A 17,914-nucleotide genomic window follows, 5' to 3' on the forward strand; every position below is an offset into this window, starting at 1 on the left:
TTTCTTTTTCATAAACTGCTTCTCTAAAAAAGTCTTTTCCGCACTAGAAAGCCCCGGGCTTGACAATGCTTTGGGCTTACTTACTGTCAAGGCAGTTGAGCACGTCCACCCTAGAGGGTCAACCCAGTTTTGCGGGTTAGGTCCGTACTGATAGAGATTCAATCCTCCAGCCAACCCTACTGGATCCTGGGTAATGAATCTCCCCGCTTCCGCATCATAGAATCGGAAAGTGTTGTAATACAGCCCGATTTCGCCATCAAAATACTGGCCTTGAAAGCGTAGGTGCTGATCGACCTCATTGATGGGCAGACTCTCTATTGCACCCCATGAGCGATACGACGCCTGCCAAACGATCCTGCCATCTCTATCCGTCAGTTCCAACGGTGTACCAATCTGATCCGTGTGGAAGTAGTAGAGCTTCTGTTCTTCTCCTTCGGCCTGATCAACCCGCGCCAACGGCGCATAGCTACCCGGTTCATACAGGTACAGGATGCTCTGCCCTGGTGTTTCCTCACGCAGCATCCTCAGCCCTTGCCAAAGAAAGCGCTTGTGCTCGACTTCACCATTGATCTCAGCCCGCTTGGCCACTCGCCGCCCAAGGCTGTCGTAACGATATTCACCTCCGCTCTCCAGCTTGCCATTGACCACCGTCTCAGCCCTAACCAGCCGGTTCTCGCAGTCATAGGTAAAGTACTGCAGCTTGCTGTGCCCCGAGCGCTTCTCGATCAGGTTGCCCCATGGGTCGTAGCGGTACTCCTGGTCCCGCCACTGTTTGATGCGGTTGTCCTTGACCTTGGCAAACTGCCGCGCATTGAAGTCCAACCGGTTGGCTGCCGGGTCGTAGCGGAATTCCTCGCTGCCCACCAGCGAGCCGGTATCACGACTGCGCAACTGGCCATTGGCTTCATACTCGTACTTGATCTCGCCACGCAGCTTGTCCAGCGTACGCACCAGTTCACCCGCCGGGTCGTACTGGTAACGGCGGTGGATCGGGTTGTAGGCGTGCTCGACCAGCAAAGAGGTGTTGATGCCGGTGTTGTGCACTTGCGAGAGCTTGTCGGCCGGCAAGGTCGAGGCAAACTGCCAGGCCTTGCGCCCCATGGCGTCATAGCCAAAGCAACTGGTGAGCTTGCCTTGGGTCCGGTATACCTCGCGGTGCAGGTCATCGCGCTCCATGTCGCTGATGACCTAGCCGTCCAGGTTCAACTGGTGCAGGTGGCCGCTGCCGTAGTACAGGTGATTCACCTTGCGCCCATCCGGCAGGGTCAGCGTGGTCAGGTTGCTGAGCGGGTCGTACTCGTAGGCTAGCGTCCCATCGGGGGTGATTTCTTTCGTTAGCCGGCCTAGCAGATCGTAGGCGTACTCAAGCTTTTCTTCCGTGATCCCAAGCTGCTTGCCGATCCCGGTTGGTTGCCGCTCGATGCTCAGCAACCGGTCGCCATCGTCATAAGCGAATGTCTGCGTTGCATCGCTGTTGATCTTGGCGATCAAGCGGCCAATGGCATCACGCTCGAACAGCGTATGGCGCTCGGGCCGTTCGGCATTCTCGCCATAGCCAATCTCATCCAGTCGCGTCAGATGGCCACCGACGTTGTAGCTGAAACGCCGGGTCAGGTTATCTACCCGCACCTCTTCAATCAGCCGGTCCGACACGTCGTAGGCAAAGCTGTAGGTCGCATTGTTCTCGTTGACCAGCGACGTCAGTCGCAAGGCCTTGTCATAGCCGTAGCGAACCATCTCTCCTTTCGGGTCCTGACGGTTACTGGGCAAACCACGGGAAGTGCGCAGCAGGCGGGTGGTCTGGCCTTTGCCATCGGTGTGGCTGAGCACCTGGCCAAGGCCGTTGTAAGTGAAGGTTTCCGCCGTGCCATCCGGATGGTGGATGCGCAACACTTCCCCATCGGGCTTGCGCTCCAGCGTGGTGGTCTGGTTCAGCGCGTCGGTCACTGCAATGAGGTGCTGGCGCTCGTCGTAGCGATAATACGTGCTCTTGCCTGAGCAATCCTGGTAACGCTCGACCTGGGCCAGGGTGTTCCACCACAGGTACTTGGACTTGTAGGTCGCATCGATGATGGTGTGCGGCAGGCCGTCATCGCTGTTCAGGTACTCGGTCATCTGGCCGAGGGCATCGAATTCGGCGAGCAGGTTGCCCTTGTCGTCGTAGCGCGCTCGCCAGGTGCTGCCGTCCGGGTAGCTGACCTGGGTCACCAGTGTAGTCAGGTGGTGATATTCGTAGGTGGTCTTGCGGCCCAGCGGGTCGGCCTCTTCGAGCAAGCGGGAGAACTCGTCGTACTTGAATTGCAGGCGGTTACCGTCCGGCAAGGTCAGGCCAACCATATTACCGTTTTCGTCCAGCTCGATGGCGTAACGCTCGCCACCATAATCGCGACTGGCGACCACGCGGTGGTCGGCGTTGTACTGCACTTCCAGTTCCCGGCCAAGCACGTCGGTGGCCCAGCTGGTGCGGGCGTCGAGGTCGTAGCGGAAATGGTAGTGCTCGCCATCGCTGGTCCAGTGCTCGACCACACGCGGTTTGCCGCCGAGGGTTTCCCAGCGGTAGTGGCAGCCCAGGCCCAAGGCGTTGCTGTGGGTCACCATCAGGCCTTCGACATAGCTGAAACTGCGCACGCTGTCGCCGTTGCGGTTGCGCACCGCGCTCAGCTGGCCATGCTCGTCGTAACGGTACTGGGTGAGCGTTTCGACCGCATGGTTGTCCACCACGCGCTTGATATCGGTCAGGCGGCCCAGCGGGTGGTCGTAGTGCAAGTGCACGCGGGTGCCGCCGGTGGCGCTGATGTCGGTCAGGGTACCGTCAGGCGTGCGGGTGAAGTGCAGGAAGTGGCCGAGGACGTTCTCGATACGCTGCAGCGGCACTTCGGTGTTGGTGTCTGGCACTTCACCGAAGTAGAAGAACAGGTTGTCGAGGGTCTGCAGGATGTAGTGGCCGCCCTCGGTGCACACCAGGTACACCTGCTCGTGCGGGTTGTAGATCCGCTCACCCGGTTGCAGGGTCACGAACGGGATTTCGCGGCCCTGGTTGTCGGTGAGGTAGATGAAACTGCCGCTGCGACGCAGGCTCTGTTCCCACGGCAGTATCCAGCCGCGGCCGAGCACGCTGTCGACGGTCAGGTCGCTGACGTAGAAGCGCGACCACTCGATCGGCATCAGGCCCGGCAGGCTGAAGTCGATTTCATCGGGGATCAGCTTGCGGCCCGTCGTGAGGTCGACGGGGTTGCCGACCAGGCCACCGATGGCTCTGCGCGCCACGGGTTCGACCACGTAGCGGCTGGCCACCTCACCTGCGATGAAGCCTGCGGTGAACTTCAGGGCGCAAGGCATGATGGCTTTCATGCCGGCTTGGGTGCCGACCTTGATCAATTGGGCGATCATGCCGGCGGCACCGGCGACGGCCATCAACGTATCCACTGTGGTGCGTAGCCATTCAGGGACTTCGTCGTCCACCGGCAGGTAACGGTAAGTGCCGCCGCCGATGTAGACATTGTTCGAACCACCGGAAATGGTCGCGCCGCAAGTCAGCTTGTCGCCCTTGCGCGCGGCCGCCACGCCATTGATGAAGACGTTGGTCGAGCCCTCGGCGATCTGCACCTAGCCGGGGTGCTTGCTGCAAGCGCCCAGGCTCTTTTCGACGCGGGCGGCCTTGCGGCTGTTGATGAAGACGTTGGGCGAGGCAGTCAGTATCGTCCCTGAGGGGGATGAAAACAGGCCGCCCAACGCCTCGCCGGCAGCGGTCAGCAAGCTGCCGCCAACCCCCGCCGCGAGACCTGCCAGCAAAGCTACGCCGAACCCGCAGGTGAAGGTGGCAAAGGCCACGGTGGCCACGCTGGCCACCAGTGCGATGCCCAGAGCGGCCCCCAACAGGAAACCGCCCAATGCGCCGGTGTGTGAAATATCGTCGCCGAACCTGGCTGCTTCGAACATGAGGGATTACTCCTGTTCGCCAGGTACGGAACGGCTTGCGATAGCGTCAAGACGCGCCATGATCATCAGCATCTCCCTGTAAACGCTCGGCATGAATCAAGTCATGTGCCGGGTTACCCTCCTTGAGAGCTGCTGAGTTAATAGGCTTGTGCGCCATGGTGTCAACCGTGCGCAGGCCACGCCCTCCGTGGGTTACAGCCCAGGGAGGGCAATATCAAAAAGCCATAACCCAGGGATTTTCCGGGTTTGGACAACAGGGTGCCATACGTTGGCGTGATGCGCGTTCTTTGGATTTTCAGAGGCGTCTGTAAGAAAAAGCCGCAGCTTTCCGCGACCTGCGGTGTTGTGCTGCTCACCTATGCCGCTGAGGCCTACTTGCCCTCTTCCACTTGCTTGCCGTTGGCATCCAGCACCTTGGTCGAGGGGTAGCGGTACGAGGCGTAGCGCACCACCAGGATCGAGAACGCCAGCAGCAGAATGCCCCCGCACAGGTACAGCAGCCCTTCATCCGGCGCCTTGTGGTGCGAAACATCGCCGATCAGCAGGCGGGTGAGCGCGGTGATTGCCACGTACAAGAGGAAGCGGATGGGCATGTGGTTGGTCTTGAAGTAGATCCCGACCATGGCCCCCAGCTCCAGGTAGATGAACAGCAGCAGGATGTCATCGACGCTGATCCCGCCCTTGCCGAGCATGTCCAGGAAGGTGACCACCGCCGCATAGGCGGTGATGGCGCCGATGCCGAACAGGGCAAGGTAATGGAAGGCTTCGACGCACAGGTTGCCCAGCGAGTCGGCCGAGCCGTGCAGGCCCTTGCGCAGTTTTTCTGCCCATTTGATGTTCACGATGTTTCATTCCCCACTACGACTTTCAAGGATGATGCGCCACGGGTGTGACGTTTCTGCCATGCAGTTAAAGGGCCAAGCCCCTGCCATGGGAAGGCGGCCGATTGCCGCAAGGCACTTTGTGGCATGGCAAGCTGCAGAAAATAAAATGGCATTGCGCCAGCGGAAAATCAGATTTAAGCCCTTTCTTGTAGGGCATTTCCCAAAGATACTCCCTGCCATTGTGGTGTTCGGTGGTGCGCACTAGTCTCGGGCGGTCGTTGCCAATCAACGACCGGCTTTGACAGGCCGCCCTGAACTAACCACATGGCTTAGCCGTTATGGCAGCTGTCATGGGGCACCTCGTGTGCGCCGGCTTTTGGTTCTGTTCACCGGTCTGTCAACCCATGTACAGCTGCCGCCTTGATGTTTGACAGCAGAAGGTGGTGGCCCCAATTTTGAACAGGCCTACATCATGCTGAGAGTTATCCCCGATCCGCCCCGCTACATCCATTCCCTCGAATACACCCTGATTCCAAAGGCACATCAGGGGACTGACCAATGACCACAGAAGACACCCAGTTCACCGTCGGCAAGACCACTTTCTACCAGGGCGAAAACGGCACCCACCCGCTATTCCGCATCGAGCCCGGGATCCCGTGCAGGGATGCCCGCGAACAGTCTTCGGAGTTGATGGGGTATGTGCGCGAATTGACCATCACCGGGTTGATGGATGGGAAGCCGATGATGATATGGGCTGCGCATTACTTGAGTGCGATGGCCAAGGCGCTGATGGATGATGCCGAGCTGGGGATGAAGCAGTGAGGGTTTGGCTCTAGGTTGCAGGAGGGCTGGCAGGGGGTTGCCGCAGCATTTTCAGCGCCTGGGAGATCGAGCGCCGCCCGCGCGGCGCATCGCGACGCAAGGCCGCTCCCACATCTGTTTCGGGCCAGTATTGCCTGTGCCGGACGCGCGCGACCGCCTTGTCTGTACGACGCGATATCGTGGTGGGCGCCAGGGCGTTCGCGCGCAAATCCCACAGGCATAACTGGCCCGAAACAGATGTGGGAGCGGCCTTGCGTCGCGATGCGCCGCGCGGGCGGCGCTCGATCTCACAGGCGATAAAGATGTTGTGCCGGACGCCCCCGCAAAACACCCCACTGCAATTTCTGCTTGCGAACCAGCCCACACTGCCATTACTGTATATAGATACAGTGAATTGCAAACCAGCAAAAAGGCATAGAGGTGATGAATGGCCGTCGAAGTGGTGTACCGCAGCAGCCGCGACCCGGAGCGCTTGTTCATGGATAAGGCAGAAGCCGACCGTCACGACAAAATGCTCGAACTGGCAGAGCGCCTGGCTGAAGTGCTGCATAAGGCAGTGCCATCGCTGACCGAGCAGCAGGTTGAAGAAGCCGGTATCTACATGGCCAAGAACCGCGATGTGTTCGCCCGGGCGTTCAAGAGCCAGCCGGATGCGTTGGCCGAGTTGCTCGACGGGCAACCAGCCGAGTGATTACCTGCACCGGCCTCATCGCTGGCAAGCCAGCTCCCACAGGTACCGCAAATCTTGAGAATTGTGAGAAATCTGTGAGGATTTCCACAGGTACGCACAAGTCTTGAAGGTTGTGGGGTATCTGTGGGAGATTCTATGGTTCCTGGCAAGGGTAGCCGTTGCATCTTCAGTGCCTGTGAGATTGAGCGCCGCCCGCGCGGCGCATCGCGAGCTGCGCTCGCTCCTACGTTTGTTTCGGGCCAGTAACCCCTGTGCCAGATGCGCGCGGCCGCCTTGTTCGTACGACGCGATTTTGAGGCATGCGCCAAGGCGTTCGCGCGCAAATCCCACAGGAATAATTGGCCCGAAACCAACGTAGGAGCGAGCGCAGCTCGCGATGCGCCGCGCGGGCGGCGCTCGCTCTAACAGGCGCTGCATACCTTGTGGCAAACACCTGTCAGCCCTGATACGATCCCCGTGGGCTCGCTTGCCAGCGATGAGGCCGGTGCATGCAACACAAACCCCGTCAGCCATACAACAACCGCTCCGCCAACATCTGCGCCACCCGCGCCGGCGAGCGTTTCTCTGCTTGGGCATGGCCGAACACTTCGGTCAGCCGCGAAGGTATGCGTGCCAGGTGCGAGGTGATGGTGCCCAGGTCTTCGCCACGGTGGGTGAGCGCCACGTAAATCAAGCCACCGGCATTGATCACGTAATCGGGCGCATACAGTATCCCGCGGGTCTCCAGCTGGTCAGCCACCTGCAAGGTGGTCAGCTGGTTGTTCGCCGCCCCCGCCACTGCCGCGCAGCGCAGTTGCATCACGCTCTGCCCGTTCAGCACGGGCCCCACACCGCACGGGGCAAAGATGTCGCAGGGGGTGCTGATCAACGCATCGTGGGTCACCGGGTGGGCATCGAGCTGCTCAACAGCCAGCCGTACCCGCCCTGTGTCCAGGTCACTCACCAACAGTTCCGCCCCCGCCGCATGCAGTTGTTCGGCCAGGGCGTAGCCAACATTACCCAGCCCTTGCACCGCTACCCGCAGGCCTTCGAGGTTGTAGCTGCCCAAGCGGGCATAGGACGTGGCGCGGATGCCGGCGAATACCCCCATTGCCGCATGCGGTGAGGGATCACCCGAGGCCGTGGTACTGGTCACATGCGGCGTGCTCTGGGCGATGCAGTCCATGTCCAGGGTCGAGGTGCCACTGTCCACGGCAATGATGAAACGCCCTTGCAAGGTATCGACGAAGCGGCCGAAGGCCTCGAACAAAGCTGCGCGGTTTTCCACATGCGGGTTGCGCAAGATCACCGCCTTGCCGCCCCCAACGGGCAAGCCCGCCAGTGCCGCTTTGTAGCTCATGCCCTGGGCCAGGCGGATGGCGTCGGCCATGGCGCTTTCGTCATCGGCGTACGGCAGGTAGCGGCAGCCACCCAGCGCCGGCCCCAACTGCTGGCTGTGGATCGCCACCACCGCTTTCAGGCCCGTGGGCGGGTCGGTGAACAAGTGCAGTGACTGGGTACGGGTGCTTTGCATCAGCGCGAACATCGACAGGCTCCCCAACAGGTGCTGCACCCAGTATAAGCCCGGCCTCATGTTTGCAGCCGCCGGCAGACCACTGGACGAAACCCCGCACGGCAGCTAATACTCAAGCGAGTGTGGAGAAGCCCCATGAACCCACGTCAAGCCTGCCTGGCCTGCCTGGAACGCGAGCCCGTCGCCCTGCTGGAAGCCGCATTGTGGGTTGCCGCCGAGCACGACCCTAACGTCGCGCCTGCCGCCAGCCTTGCCACCGTGCACGACCTGCAGCGCGAAATCAGTGCCCACCTGCCCATGCTACCGTTGAGTGAACTGGCACAGCCTCTGCTGCGCCAACTGAATGCACTGGGGTTTGTGCAAGACGAATACCTGCCGTTGCGGCCACATGCCGCCATGCTGGACAAGGTGCTGCAACGCCGCCGAGGCCAACCGCTGGCCCTGGCCATCCTCGCCCTCGAGCTGGCCAGGCGTTTGTGCATACCGCTGGAGGGCGTGGGTTTTCCCGGGCACTTCCTGTTGCGCGTGCCGGGTGCCGACCACCTGCTCGACCCCTGTGGCGGCAGGCGCCTGTACCCCAGCGACTGTCGCGAGCTGCTGGCACGCCAGTTTGGCCCCGACCTCCCGCTGACGGCAGAGCACCTGCGCACCGCCAGCGCGCAGCAGATGCTGCAGCGCCTGTCGCGCAACCTGCGCCAACTGCATATCAGCAATGACAACCACCTGGCGGCGTTGATCGACGCCGAACGGGTCATGCAATTAGGGCCGGTGCAGGTCGCGGACTACATGACCCGCGCCTCGCTTTACCAACACCTGGACTGCCCCCAAGCCGAACGCTACGACCTGGAGCATGCCCTGCTGCTGACGGAAGACCCGGTCCAGCGCCTGAAGCTGTGCGAGCGCATCGGCAAGCTTCCGGCGGCGAACCGCTCACTTCACTGAGCCGGGGTGTCCGGCTGCCGGGCCGGGTGGGCCTGGGCGAATGCCGGGTGCGCGGCTGCCAGTGCGGCAACCCGTTGAATGCGCGGGCAACCGCCAAGGTCGACAGCGAAACGCTCAGCCGCGTACAACTGCGGAATCAGGTACACATCGGCCAGGCCCGGGGTATCGCCAAAACAGAAACCCTCATCGCCAATCAACTGTTCCACGGCCGCCAGCCCCTGGCTGATCCAGTGTGCGATCCAGTCGTTCACCTGGGCCTCGTCCTGACCGCCCTGGCGCAGCCGGTTCAGCACGCTGACATTGTGCAGCGGGTGAATGTCGCAACCGATGATCGCCGCCACACCGCGCACCTTGGCCCGCCGCTCGGCATTGGCCGGCAGCAGGGCGGGCTGTGGGTACACCTCTTCCAGGTACTCGATGATCGCCGGCGACTGCACCAGCACTTCACCGCCGTCATTGCGCAAGGCTGGCACGCGGCCCTGCGGGTTGACGGCCCTGTAGCCGGCGCCACGCTGTTCACCTTGCAGCAGGTTCACCGGCAAGGCCTGGTAGGCCAGGCCCTTGAGTGCCAGCGCGATGCGCACCCGGTACGACGAGGTGGAACGGTAATAGGTGTACAGCTCCATGCCCTGCCCCCTCAGTTGGCCGCGACTACCGTGCCACGGCATTCGCCGAAGCCGATGCTGGCCACGCCGTCACGCTGGCAGCGGGCGCGCAGGATGATCTCGTCACCGTCTTCGAGGAACTTGCGCACCTCGCCACTGGCCAGCTCCACCGGCAGTTTGCCGCCTTCGGTGATTTCCAGCAGGCTGCCGTACGAGCCAGGGGTGGCACCGGAGAGGGTGCCCGAGCCGAACAGGTCGCCCGGCTGCAACTGGCAGCCGTTGACGCTGTGGTGGGCAACCAGTTGGGCCACGGTCCAGTACATGCTGCGGGTGTTGCTCAAGGTCAGGCGGTGCGGGGCAAGGCCCTGCTCACGCATGCGCGCGGTCAGCAACAGCACTTCCAGCTCGATATCGAACGCGCCCGCAGCCTGGTCGCGCTCGTCCAGCAGGTACGGCAGTGGCTGCGGGTCGCCTTGCGGCCGGGCCGGCTGGGCGCAGCGGAACGGCGCCAGCGCCTCGGCGGTGACCACCCACGGCGAAATACTGGTAATGAAGCTTTTCGACAAGAACGGCCCCAGCGGCTGGTATTCCCAGGCCTGGATGTCGCGCGCCGACCAGTCGTTGAGCAGGCACAGGCCGGCCACGTGTTCGGCAGCATCACCTACCGCAATCGCTTCACCCATGGCGTTGCCCTGGCCTACCCAGATACCCAGTTCCAGTTCGTAGTCCAGGCGCGCACAGGGGCCAAAGCTGGGCTCGGTGTGCCCGGCCGGCAAGGTCTGCCCCTTTGGCCGGCGCACCTCGGTACCCGAGGGGCGGATGGTCGAGGCACGGCCGTGATAACCGATCGGCACGTACTTGTAGTTGGGCAGCAACGGGTTGTCGGGGCGGAACAGCTTGCCGACGTTCTTGGCGTGCTCGATACCCACGTAGAAGTCGGTGTAGTCACCGATCTGCGCCGGTACGTGCAACTGGCAGTCGCCGGCGTTGAGCAGGGCCGGCTTCAGCGCCGCCTGGTGTTCGCTGTGTTCACCCAGCAATGCCTGCAAGCGTTCGCGCAGGGCCACCCGCGCGCTGCGCCCCAATGCGAAGAATGCGTTCAGTGCCCCACCCCGGGTCGCCTCGACGGCAGCCTTGGCTGCGCCGTCGAACAGGCCGGCGGCCAGCACCGCCTCCAGGTCGAGGATTGCGTCGCCAATGGCCACGCCACAGCGCTTGGCTTCACCTGGCCGGCTGAAGATGCCCATTGGCAGGTTCTGCAGCGGGAAGTCGCTGTGCCCGTTGGCGTGCTCGACCCAGCTACGGGCAATGGCAGTGTGGTTCATGGGTTATCTCCGGTTCGGGTTGAAGGTGCTCGGCAAGGTGGCCCAGCAACTATCGTAGTCGGCCTGCAATTGCGGGCATTGCAGCGCTTGCACGCTCGGGCGCAGCACCTGGCTGGTCTCGAACATGAACGCCATGGTGTTGTCGACCTTGTGCGGGGCCAACTCGGCGGCAATGGCTTTTTCGCAGGTTTCGGCATCGGGCCCATGGGCGCTCATCACCCCGTGCAACGACGCCCCACCCGGCAGGAAGCCCTCGGCCTTGGCATCGTAGGCACCCTGGATCAGGCCCATGAACTCGTTCATCAGGTTGCGGTGGAACCACGGTGGGCGGAAGGTGTTCTCGGCCACCATCCAGCGCGGCGGGAAGATCACGAAGTCCATGTTGGCCAGGCCATGCACGCTGGTGGGCGAAGTCAGCACGGTGAAGATCGACGGGTCCGGGTGGTCGAAACTGACCGTACCCAACGTGTTGAAGCGGCGCAGGTCGTACTTGTACGGCACGTTGCTGCCATGCCAGGCAACCACGTCCAGCGGCGAATGCTGCAGTTCGCAGGCCCAGTGCTCACCCAGAAACTTCTGCACCAGCTGCTGCGGGCCGGTGGTTTCTTCGTAGTGCGCCACCGGGGTGAGGAAATCCCGCGGGTTGGCCAGGCCATTGCTGCCGATCGGGCCCAAGTCCGGGAGGCGCAAGGGGGCGCCGTGGTTTTCGGCGATGTAGCCGCGGGCCTGGCCGTCGAGCAACTCGACACGGAACTTCATGCCACGCGGGATCACCGCAATCTCCAGCGGCTCGACCTGCAGCACGCCCAGCTCCGTGGCAATGCGCAGGCGACCCTGTTCCGGCACCAGCAACAGTTCGCCATCGGCGTTGAAGAACACCCGTTCCATGGAGCGGTTGGCGCGATAGATGTAGATGCTCACGCCGCTCGGTTTGTCTGCCGTGGCGTTGGCCACCATCGGCAGCCAGCCTTCGATGAAGTCGGTGGGTTCGGCGGGAATCGGCTGGGGGCTCCAGCGCAGGCGATTGGGGTTGATGCCCCCCAGCGGGCCCTGAAGCGGTTGGCGCGCCAGGCGCTCGAAACGTGGGTGCAAGGCAGAGGGGCGGATACGGTACAACCAGGTCCGCCGCAGCTCGCTGCGGGCCATGGTGAACGCCGTGCCGGACAGCAGTTCGGCGTACAGCCCGTAGGGCGCCTGCTGCGGCGAGTTCTGCCCGACCGGCAAGGCACCGGGCAGCGCTTCGCTGGCAAACTCGTTGCCGAAGCCGCTGAGGTAGTGAAGGTCGGGTGATGGATCGCGATTCATCGGTGCCTCCGGGCTCTGGCCGAGCCGTTGCGGGCAGTTGGCTGCAGGCCCTGGGGTGGGCGGCAGCGGGTCTGCATTGTTTTTATCGTAATCAGATTACGAATAACGTAATTTGCTCCACGCATGGCGTCAAGCTATAAAGGCCCGACTGAAGAATCCGGAAGCAGCTGTCCATGGCCAAAGCCAGTACCACCGCCGACAACGGCAAGCAGAAAGTCCGCTCTGCGGAGGTCGGCACCGACATCCTCAAGGCCTTGGCTGAATTGGCCCCTTCCACCTCGTTGTCACGCCTGGCCGAGCATGTGCAGATGCCGGCGAGCAAGGTGCACCGCTACCTGCAGGCATTGATCGCCAGCGGGTTTGCCGAACAGGATGCTGCCACCAACCATTACGGCCTGGGGCGTGAGGCATTGCGGGTGGGGCTGGCGGCGCTGGGCAGCATCGACGTGCTGAAAATTGCTGCATTGCCCCTGTCGCAACTGCGCGACGAACTGAACGAAAGCTGCTTCATCGCCGTATGGGGTAACCAGGGCGCGACCGTGGTCAGCATCGAGCCCGCGGTGCGGGCGGTGACCGTGGTGACGCAGATCGGTTCGGTGCTGCCGCTGCTCAGCTCATCGACCGGGTTGGTGTTCGCTGCCTACCTGCCCGAGCGGGAAACGGTGGACCTGCGTGATCGTGAACTGGCCGCCCTGCAGCACTCTGCCGACGATTATCAAGCGCTACTGGCCGGCATACGCGAACGTGGCCTGCACCATGTACACGGCTTGTTGATGCCGGGCGTGGATGCATTGTCGGCCCCGGTATTCAATGCCCTGGGGCAGGTTGCGGCGGTGATGACCGTGGTCGGGCCTACATCGATCTTCCATGCCGACGAGCATGGCCCGGCGGCACAGCGGTTGCTGGCGGCAACGCGGGAAACCAGCTGGCGAATGGGCTACTCGCCCGCGGCTTGAACAGTTGCGCAACTGTTGCCCGAAACGTAAAGGTGAATGTCATAAGCGGCTATTTTTCCTACGGGATCAAGCGCTTATTCTTTACTCACTGGCCGGCATGAAGGGCTCTCCCCCCCGCCTTTCAGGCCTGCGAGGTGCACTGACGTAGATTTTGAAGCTCCTTGATCTAACGTCTCGATTGGCCGCTGCGGCTTGCAGCGGCTTTTTTTTGCGCTGAATAATGACGCCCGCGGACACCGGCAAAGCCTCAGGGCCACGCGACACCTCAACCTGTAGGAGCAACTGTCTTTCCCAAAATTTGAAAAGCCTGCGCGATTCATTGTGGGAGCGGGCTTGCCCGCGAAGCAGGCGACGCGGTGTCTGGCACCGGCTGCGCCGGTGTTCGCGGGCACGCCCGCTCCCACAGGAACCGTGTGATCTTCGAGTCCTGCATTTTGGCTGTTGATCTACACCCTCTTCGGCTGAGGCAACACCAGATCCAGCCAAGGCTCGCCAGTCCTGAGCATCGCATTGAGTGGCACCCTGAGGATGAATTTTAATGCCCTGTGGCCGCACCAGCGCATCGAGTGAAAGACTGGAAACATCGATATCCAAGAAGCGGTGAGAGGACTTTGGCTTGGCCCACGCTTGTGATTCGAGATCAGAGCCGCATCCAACTGTTCGGGCTCTCGCCAAAGTGGAACGGTGAATGACAGCTTCTGCTCATACTCGTGCTCTAGGCACCTGCGGCATTCAGCTTGTCATTCACCGCTCTCACTCCAGATGCTAATCCTCTCCCAAGACACAAGCGGCCTTACAGCGGGTATTTCTGCAGGTTGGCCATCATCTGCTGCAGCGCCTGCAAGCTGTCCTGCGGGTGCACTGCCCCTTCGAAATCACCAATGTGCTCCCACTGCTGCGCGACCTGCTCGGGCGTGAAGCCTTCGCGCGGGTCGAAACCCACCCCCAGGCTACGCTCCCAGCGCACCTTGCCGATCCAGCCCCCGCCCACCTCGAACAGCTCGCCGCTGCCCTGGCACTGCTCGCTGCCCAGGTACACCACCAAGGGGCTGACCAACTCCGGCTTGAGCCGTTCGAACACCTGCGGGGGAATCAGCCCTTCCGTCATGCGCGTACCGCCGGTTGGGGCAATGGCGTTGACCAGGATACCGTGCTTGCGCCCTTCGATGGCCAAGGTACGGGTAAGCCCGTACAGGCCCAGTTTGGCCATGCCGTAATTGGCCTGGCCAAAATTACCGTAGATACCAGAGGTGGATGCCGTGAATATCACCCGCCCCCAGTTCTGCTCACGCAGGTGTGGCCAGGCCGCGCGGGTAACTTTGTAGGCGCCTTCGACATGCACCTGGTAAACCTGCTCCCAGTCGCTGTCGTCCATCTTGTGGAAGGTCTTGTCACGCAGGATGCCGGCGTTGTTCACCACGACATCGACGCGGCCATAGCTGTCCAGGGCCTGCTCGACAATGCGGGCACCCTGGCTGACCGAGTCATGGTTGGCAACCGCACTGCCCCCGGCGGCGCGAATCTCCTGCACCACCCGGTCGGCAGCGCTGGCGCTGGCGCCCTCCCCGTGGGTGGAACCGCCGAGGTCGTTGACCACCACCTTGGCCCCGCGCGCGGCGAACAGCAGCGCGTGGGCACGGCCCAGGCCGCCACCGGCGCCGGTAACGATCACCACACGATCTTGCAGAAGAACAGGCTCGCTCATGCCGAGGGCTCCAGGCAGGTTCAGGTCAGCCGAGTGTCTGCCGCCGGCGGCAAGCAGACAATCAAGCTCACGCAGGCTGAATGCCTGGTAATAACGCCGGGCCATGAGGCCCGCTCAGGACCACGCCACTTTCGCCTGGCAAAAACTCAGCGGTTGCTCACGAAAGGCCAGGTAATGCCGCAGCACCTGCACCGGTGCCTCGGTGTGCGGGTAGTGGCCTATACCCTGCAGTTGCACGGTGTCTGGCTGTGGCACCAGTTGCCGGTAACGCTCAAGCATGTGCGCGCCGGACAATGGGTCGACCATGCCGTTGATCAGCCGCAGGGGCACACCTGGGCACTGCATGGCCGCAACCCAGCGCTCACGGTGCAGGCGGCGCTCCAGCAGGTAGCCCACCAGTTTATGCAGCACGCGCGTACCGCGGTTGGCGGCGATCAGGCTCCAGAAGTCGTCCAGGGCACTCTCGCTCGGGTGGGTGCAGGGGCCATGGACCTGGGTCATGTTGCGCACCAGGTCGTCACGCCCGAAGGAGCGACCCACCAGCCAGCCGAAACGGCTCAGCAGCAATTTCTGGATCAGGAGCAGGTGACAGCTTTCGGCGAACAGGCCACTGTTGAGAAATACGCAGCTGGCTACCTCGGCGCGCTGCTCATGGTGCCGCGCCAGCAACTCCTGAGCGACGCTGCCGCCATAGTCGTGAGCCAGCAGGTGCACCGGTTGGTCCACCTGCAAGTGGGCGAGCAGCGCCTGCTGCAGGTCGGCTTGCTCGATCAGGCTGTAGGCGTGGTCGACCGGTTTGGCCGAATCGCCAAAGCCGAGCATGTCGCAGGCAATCACCCGAAAGCGTTGCGTCAAAGGCCCCCACAGGTAATGCCAGTCCCAACTGGCGGTGGGGAAGCCGTGTAAAAGAAGCAGGGGCTCTCCTTGCCCTGCGGTCCAGTAGCGGATGCTCTGGCCCCGGAATGTGAAGCTCTGTCCCCGGGTACGCCAGACGCACAATGGAATTTCGGCCAAAGGCATCAGAAGTAACCCGGTTAAGTGGTGTGGACTGGATAGGGCAAGGCTGCGGTCATTGCATGTCACCTCGGCACTTTCATGTGCTCTCTATGTCGAGGGTGAGTCTAGCCAGCCCTACCAGGGGTGGAACTTGCGTTGCCAGCCAGCTTGATGACTGAGCGAGTCAGTGGCACGAACGGTCAGAGCAACATGGCCAGCAGCGGTGCAGCGAACAGGTTCAGCAGCCCGGTCAGGACCATGACCAGGCCGGCCACCGAGCCTTCCTCGCGGCCCACTTCCTGGGCCCGGCTGACCCCGGCACCGTGCGCGCCCACGCCGAACAATGCCCCCCGGGCCAACGGCGTGCGCAGCGGCAACCAACGCAGCAGCACGCCACCGAACATGGCACCGAGCACCCCGGTGAACATCACGAACACCGCCGTCAGCTCGGGCACACCGCCCAGGTCATGGGCCAAGGGCATGGCAAAGGGCGTGGTGATGGAACGCGGCACCAGCGATAGGCTGGTCGCACTGTCCAGCGCCAGCAGGTGCGCCAACCCCCAGGAACTGGCGATGGACGCACTGCTGCCCGCCAGCATGCCGACCAGCAACGCCGGCCAATGCCGGGCAAGCATGGCCCGCTGCTGCCAGATCGGCACGGCAAAGGCCACGGTCACCGGGCCGAGCACGCCCATCAGCCAGTGGGTATTGCGCGCGTACTCGGCATAGGCGGTGTGCAGCGGCACAGCCACCGCCAGCAGCAACACCGGCACCAGAATCAGCGGCGACAGCAGGTAGCGCTTGCTGCGCCGGTACAGCCAGCGGCTGCCCAGGTAAGCCAGCAACGTCAGCGCCAGCCAGAACAACGGCATGGGTTCAAGGCTCATGGCGCATGCTCCAGCGGCACACAAGTTCGACGGTCAGGGCCGTCACCACCATCACCATCAGCGTGCTCACGGCGATCACCAGCAGGATGCGCCAGCCCTCGTCCCGGATCAGCGCGCCATAGTCCAGCAGGCTCATCAGTGCAGGAATGAAGAACAGCAGCATTTCGGCCATCAACCAACCGGCGCCCAGTTGCAGCATGGCTGGCTTCAGTGCCCCCACGGCGAACAACAGCAACAACAGCGCCAGGCCCATGACCCCGCCGGGAATAGGCCAGCCCAGCCAAGTGGCCAGTTGGCCACCGAGTGCAAACAGGGCATACAGGGTGGCCAGCTCGGCAAGCAGGCGCAGCAGTTTTTTCAGTAACGCGGGTTTCATGGCGGTGTTCCTCGACAGGCCCTCATTTTAAGTTTTGGCTGCCTAGGCCAGAAGCGAATTGTTAGACTTGCTACCATTCCATAATGGAATTGGCACATGGAATTCAAACAGCTGCGCAGCTTTATCGAAGTGGTGCACCGAGGCGGCTTTACCCAAGCCGCACAGACCCTGCACATCAGTCAGTCGGCCGTCAGCAAGCAAGTGGCGCAGCTTGAGCAAGATGTGGGCCAGCCGCTGCTGGAACGCCAGGCATCACACCTGCACCTGACCGCCGCCGGGCGCATCGTGCTTGAGCGCGGCGAGGCCCTGCTGCGCCAACGCCAGGCGCTGCTCAACGAATTGGACGATCTGAGCCAGATGGAGCGTGGCGAACTGCGCCTGGGCTTGCCGATGCTGGGCAGCGATGCGCTGTTCGCCGGTTTGTTCGCCGAATACCGGCGGCGCCACCCGAACATCGCCATCCAGTTGGTTGAGGGTGGCAGCCGCAGCATCGAGCAGGCCGTCAGAAGTGGCGAGCTGGAGCTCGGTGGCAGCCTTACGCCCAGCGACGACGGGTTCGAATACCAGCCGTTCTGCAATGAGCCGCTGGATGCCCTGCTACCGGCGGGGCATGCGTTGGCAGGCCTGGGCGGGGTGCACCTGAAGCAATTGGCCGCAACGCCGTTCCTGCTCTACCAGCGCAGTTTCGTGCTCAATGACCGGTTGGTGAAAGCCTGCCAGCAGCAGGGCTTCACCCCGACGGAAGGCGGGCGCAGTGGCCAGGCGGATTTCCTGGCAGCGTTGGTCGCGGCAGGCCAGGGCGTGGTGCTGCTGCCCCGGGTGGTGGCAAAAGCCCTGGAACGCCCTGGTGTGGTGCGTATGCCCCTGCGCTCACCGGGGGACCTGCGCTGGGACATTGCCTTCATCTGGCGGCGTGGCGCGTATTTGTCGCGGGCCGCGCAAGCGTGGTTGGCGCTGCTGCGCGAGTGGCCGGTACCCGGCAGCGAGGCATGAATCGGGGTCTGGCTGGCAGGTCTGCCCGGACACTC

General features: G+C 62.7%; 14 protein-coding genes and 1 pseudogene. 5 read left to right on the forward strand and 10 right to left on the reverse strand.

The annotated features are described in order from the left end of the window. Positions 1-87: 87 nt before the first annotated feature. Positions 88-3,939: pseudogene (locus tag L1P09_RS21105) on the reverse strand (RHS repeat-associated core domain-containing protein); the annotation flags it as partial. Positions 3,940-4,310: 371 nt separating this feature from the next. Further along, entirely contained in the window at positions 4,311-4,781 is a 471-nt protein-coding gene (locus L1P09_RS21110; RefSeq protein WP_009681701.1) for a phosphate-starvation-inducible protein PsiE, read from the reverse strand. A 540-nt stretch (positions 4,782-5,321) separates the two neighbouring features. Here L1P09_RS21110 and L1P09_RS21115 point away from each other — a divergent pair. Both L1P09_RS21115 and L1P09_RS21120 read left to right on the forward strand, forming a co-directional pair. Then, positions 5,322-5,585: a DUF3077 domain-containing protein gene (locus tag L1P09_RS21115; protein WP_009681699.1), complete on the forward strand. Its 264-nt coding sequence runs from the start codon at positions 5,322-5,324 to the stop codon at positions 5,583-5,585. 427 nt (positions 5,586-6,012) lie between these two features. Next, positions 6,013-6,276, forward strand: a complete 264-nt coding sequence (locus L1P09_RS21120) for a YebG family protein (protein ID WP_029886905.1) — start codon at positions 6,013-6,015, stop codon at positions 6,274-6,276. Positions 6,277-6,781: 505 nt separating this feature from the next. Here the strand turns inward: L1P09_RS21120 and L1P09_RS21125 are convergent. Next, positions 6,782-7,801, reverse strand: a complete 1,020-nt coding sequence (locus L1P09_RS21125) for a Leu/Phe/Val dehydrogenase (RefSeq protein WP_009682681.1) — start codon at positions 7,799-7,801, stop codon at positions 6,782-6,784. A 123-nt stretch (positions 7,802-7,924) separates the two neighbouring features. On the opposite strand from L1P09_RS21125, the gene L1P09_RS21130 reads away from it, so the two are divergent. Then, positions 7,925-8,731, forward strand: coding sequence for a SirB1 family protein (locus tag L1P09_RS21130; protein ID WP_054906056.1), 807 nt, complete (start codon positions 7,925-7,927; stop codon positions 8,729-8,731). Here the strand turns inward: L1P09_RS21130 and maiA are convergent. From maiA to hmgA, 3 genes are read right to left on the reverse strand one after another with little or no spacing between them, the layout of a single operon-like run. Further along, a complete protein-coding gene (gene maiA / locus L1P09_RS21135; RefSeq protein ID WP_054906055.1) occupies positions 8,725-9,357 on the reverse strand; it encodes a maleylacetoacetate isomerase in 633 nt (210 codons plus the stop codon). The genes L1P09_RS21130 and maiA overlap by 7 nt on opposite strands. Positions 9,358-9,368: 11 nt before the next feature. Then, complete coding sequence (fahA, locus tag L1P09_RS21140) at positions 9,369-10,661, reverse strand: fumarylacetoacetase (protein ID WP_235768071.1); 1,293 nt, start codon at positions 10,659-10,661, stop codon at positions 9,369-9,371. Between the two features lie 3 nt (positions 10,662-10,664). Continuing rightward, on the reverse strand, positions 10,665-11,966 hold the full coding sequence (gene hmgA / locus L1P09_RS21145; RefSeq protein ID WP_192440947.1) for a homogentisate 1,2-dioxygenase: 1,302 nt from the start codon (positions 11,964-11,966) through the stop codon (positions 10,665-10,667). A gap of 173 nt (positions 11,967-12,139) precedes the next feature. On the opposite strand from hmgA, the gene L1P09_RS21150 reads away from it, so the two are divergent. Continuing rightward, positions 12,140-12,922, forward strand: coding sequence for an IclR family transcriptional regulator (locus L1P09_RS21150; protein WP_009682676.1), 783 nt, complete (start codon positions 12,140-12,142; stop codon positions 12,920-12,922). 793 nt (positions 12,923-13,715) lie between these two features. Here the strand turns inward: L1P09_RS21150 and L1P09_RS21155 are convergent. The 4 genes from L1P09_RS21155 to L1P09_RS21170 all read right to left on the reverse strand — a co-directional run bounded on the left by L1P09_RS21155 (position 13,716) and on the right by L1P09_RS21170 (position 16,886). Then, the gene (locus tag L1P09_RS21155; protein ID WP_009682675.1) at positions 13,716-14,627 is read right to left on the reverse strand and encodes an SDR family oxidoreductase; all 912 of its coding nucleotides are present in this window, start codon (positions 14,625-14,627) and stop codon (positions 13,716-13,718) included. Between the two features lie 114 nt (positions 14,628-14,741). Beyond that, positions 14,742-15,647: an alpha/beta fold hydrolase gene (locus L1P09_RS21160; RefSeq protein ID WP_054913570.1), complete on the reverse strand. Its 906-nt coding sequence runs from the start codon at positions 15,645-15,647 to the stop codon at positions 14,742-14,744. Between the two features lie 176 nt (positions 15,648-15,823). Continuing rightward, entirely contained in the window at positions 15,824-16,510 is a 687-nt protein-coding gene (locus L1P09_RS21165) for an LrgB family protein (protein ID WP_054906051.1), read from the reverse strand. Next, positions 16,500-16,886, reverse strand: coding sequence for a CidA/LrgA family protein (locus L1P09_RS21170; RefSeq protein WP_009682672.1), 387 nt, complete (start codon positions 16,884-16,886; stop codon positions 16,500-16,502). The genes L1P09_RS21165 and L1P09_RS21170 overlap by 11 nt, the downstream gene beginning before the upstream one ends. 96 nt (positions 16,887-16,982) lie before the next feature. On the opposite strand from L1P09_RS21170, the gene L1P09_RS21175 reads away from it, so the two are divergent. Then, on the forward strand, positions 16,983-17,879 hold the full coding sequence (locus L1P09_RS21175) for a LysR family transcriptional regulator (RefSeq protein ID WP_029886899.1): 897 nt from the start codon (positions 16,983-16,985) through the stop codon (positions 17,877-17,879). Positions 17,880-17,914 lie beyond the last annotated feature (35 nt).

This window comes from Pseudomonas juntendi (assembly GCF_021560075.1).
GTDB classification, from domain to species: Bacteria; Pseudomonadota; Gammaproteobacteria; order Pseudomonadales; family Pseudomonadaceae; genus Aquipseudomonas; species Aquipseudomonas juntendi.

What these genes read in the sequence shown, in the direction of transcription:
- L1P09_RS21115 (WP_009681699.1), top strand. Translation starts at nt 5,322, where the DNA reads ATGACCACAGAAGACACCCAGTTCACCGTCGGCAAGACCACTTTCTAC.
- L1P09_RS21120 (WP_029886905.1), top strand. Translation starts at nt 6,013, where the DNA reads ATGGCCGTCGAAGTGGTGTACCGCAGCAGCCGCGACCCGGAGCGCTTG.
- L1P09_RS21125 (WP_009682681.1), bottom strand. Translation starts at nt 7,801, where the DNA reads ATGTTCGCGCTGATGCAAAGCACCCGTACCCAGTCACTGCACTTGTTC.
- L1P09_RS21130 (WP_054906056.1), top strand. Translation starts at nt 7,925, where the DNA reads ATGAACCCACGTCAAGCCTGCCTGGCCTGCCTGGAACGCGAGCCCGTC.
- maiA (WP_054906055.1), bottom strand. Translation starts at nt 9,357, where the DNA reads ATGGAGCTGTACACCTATTACCGTTCCACCTCGTCGTACCGGGTGCGC.
- fahA (WP_235768071.1), bottom strand. Translation starts at nt 10,661, where the DNA reads ATGAACCACACTGCCATTGCCCGTAGCTGGGTCGAGCACGCCAACGGG.
- hmgA (WP_192440947.1), bottom strand. Translation starts at nt 11,966, where the DNA reads ATGAATCGCGATCCATCACCCGACCTTCACTACCTCAGCGGCTTCGGC.
- L1P09_RS21150 (WP_009682676.1), top strand. Translation starts at nt 12,140, where the DNA reads ATGGCCAAAGCCAGTACCACCGCCGACAACGGCAAGCAGAAAGTCCGC.
- L1P09_RS21155 (WP_009682675.1), bottom strand. Translation starts at nt 14,627, where the DNA reads ATGAGCGAGCCTGTTCTTCTGCAAGATCGTGTGGTGATCGTTACCGGC.
- L1P09_RS21160 (WP_054913570.1), bottom strand. Translation starts at nt 15,647, where the DNA reads ATGCCTTTGGCCGAAATTCCATTGTGCGTCTGGCGTACCCGGGGACAG.
- L1P09_RS21165 (WP_054906051.1), bottom strand. Translation starts at nt 16,510, where the DNA reads ATGAGCCTTGAACCCATGCCGTTGTTCTGGCTGGCGCTGACGTTGCTG.
- L1P09_RS21170 (WP_009682672.1), bottom strand. Translation starts at nt 16,886, where the DNA reads ATGAAACCCGCGTTACTGAAAAAACTGCTGCGCCTGCTTGCCGAGCTG.
- L1P09_RS21175 (WP_029886899.1), top strand. Translation starts at nt 16,983, where the DNA reads ATGGAATTCAAACAGCTGCGCAGCTTTATCGAAGTGGTGCACCGAGGC.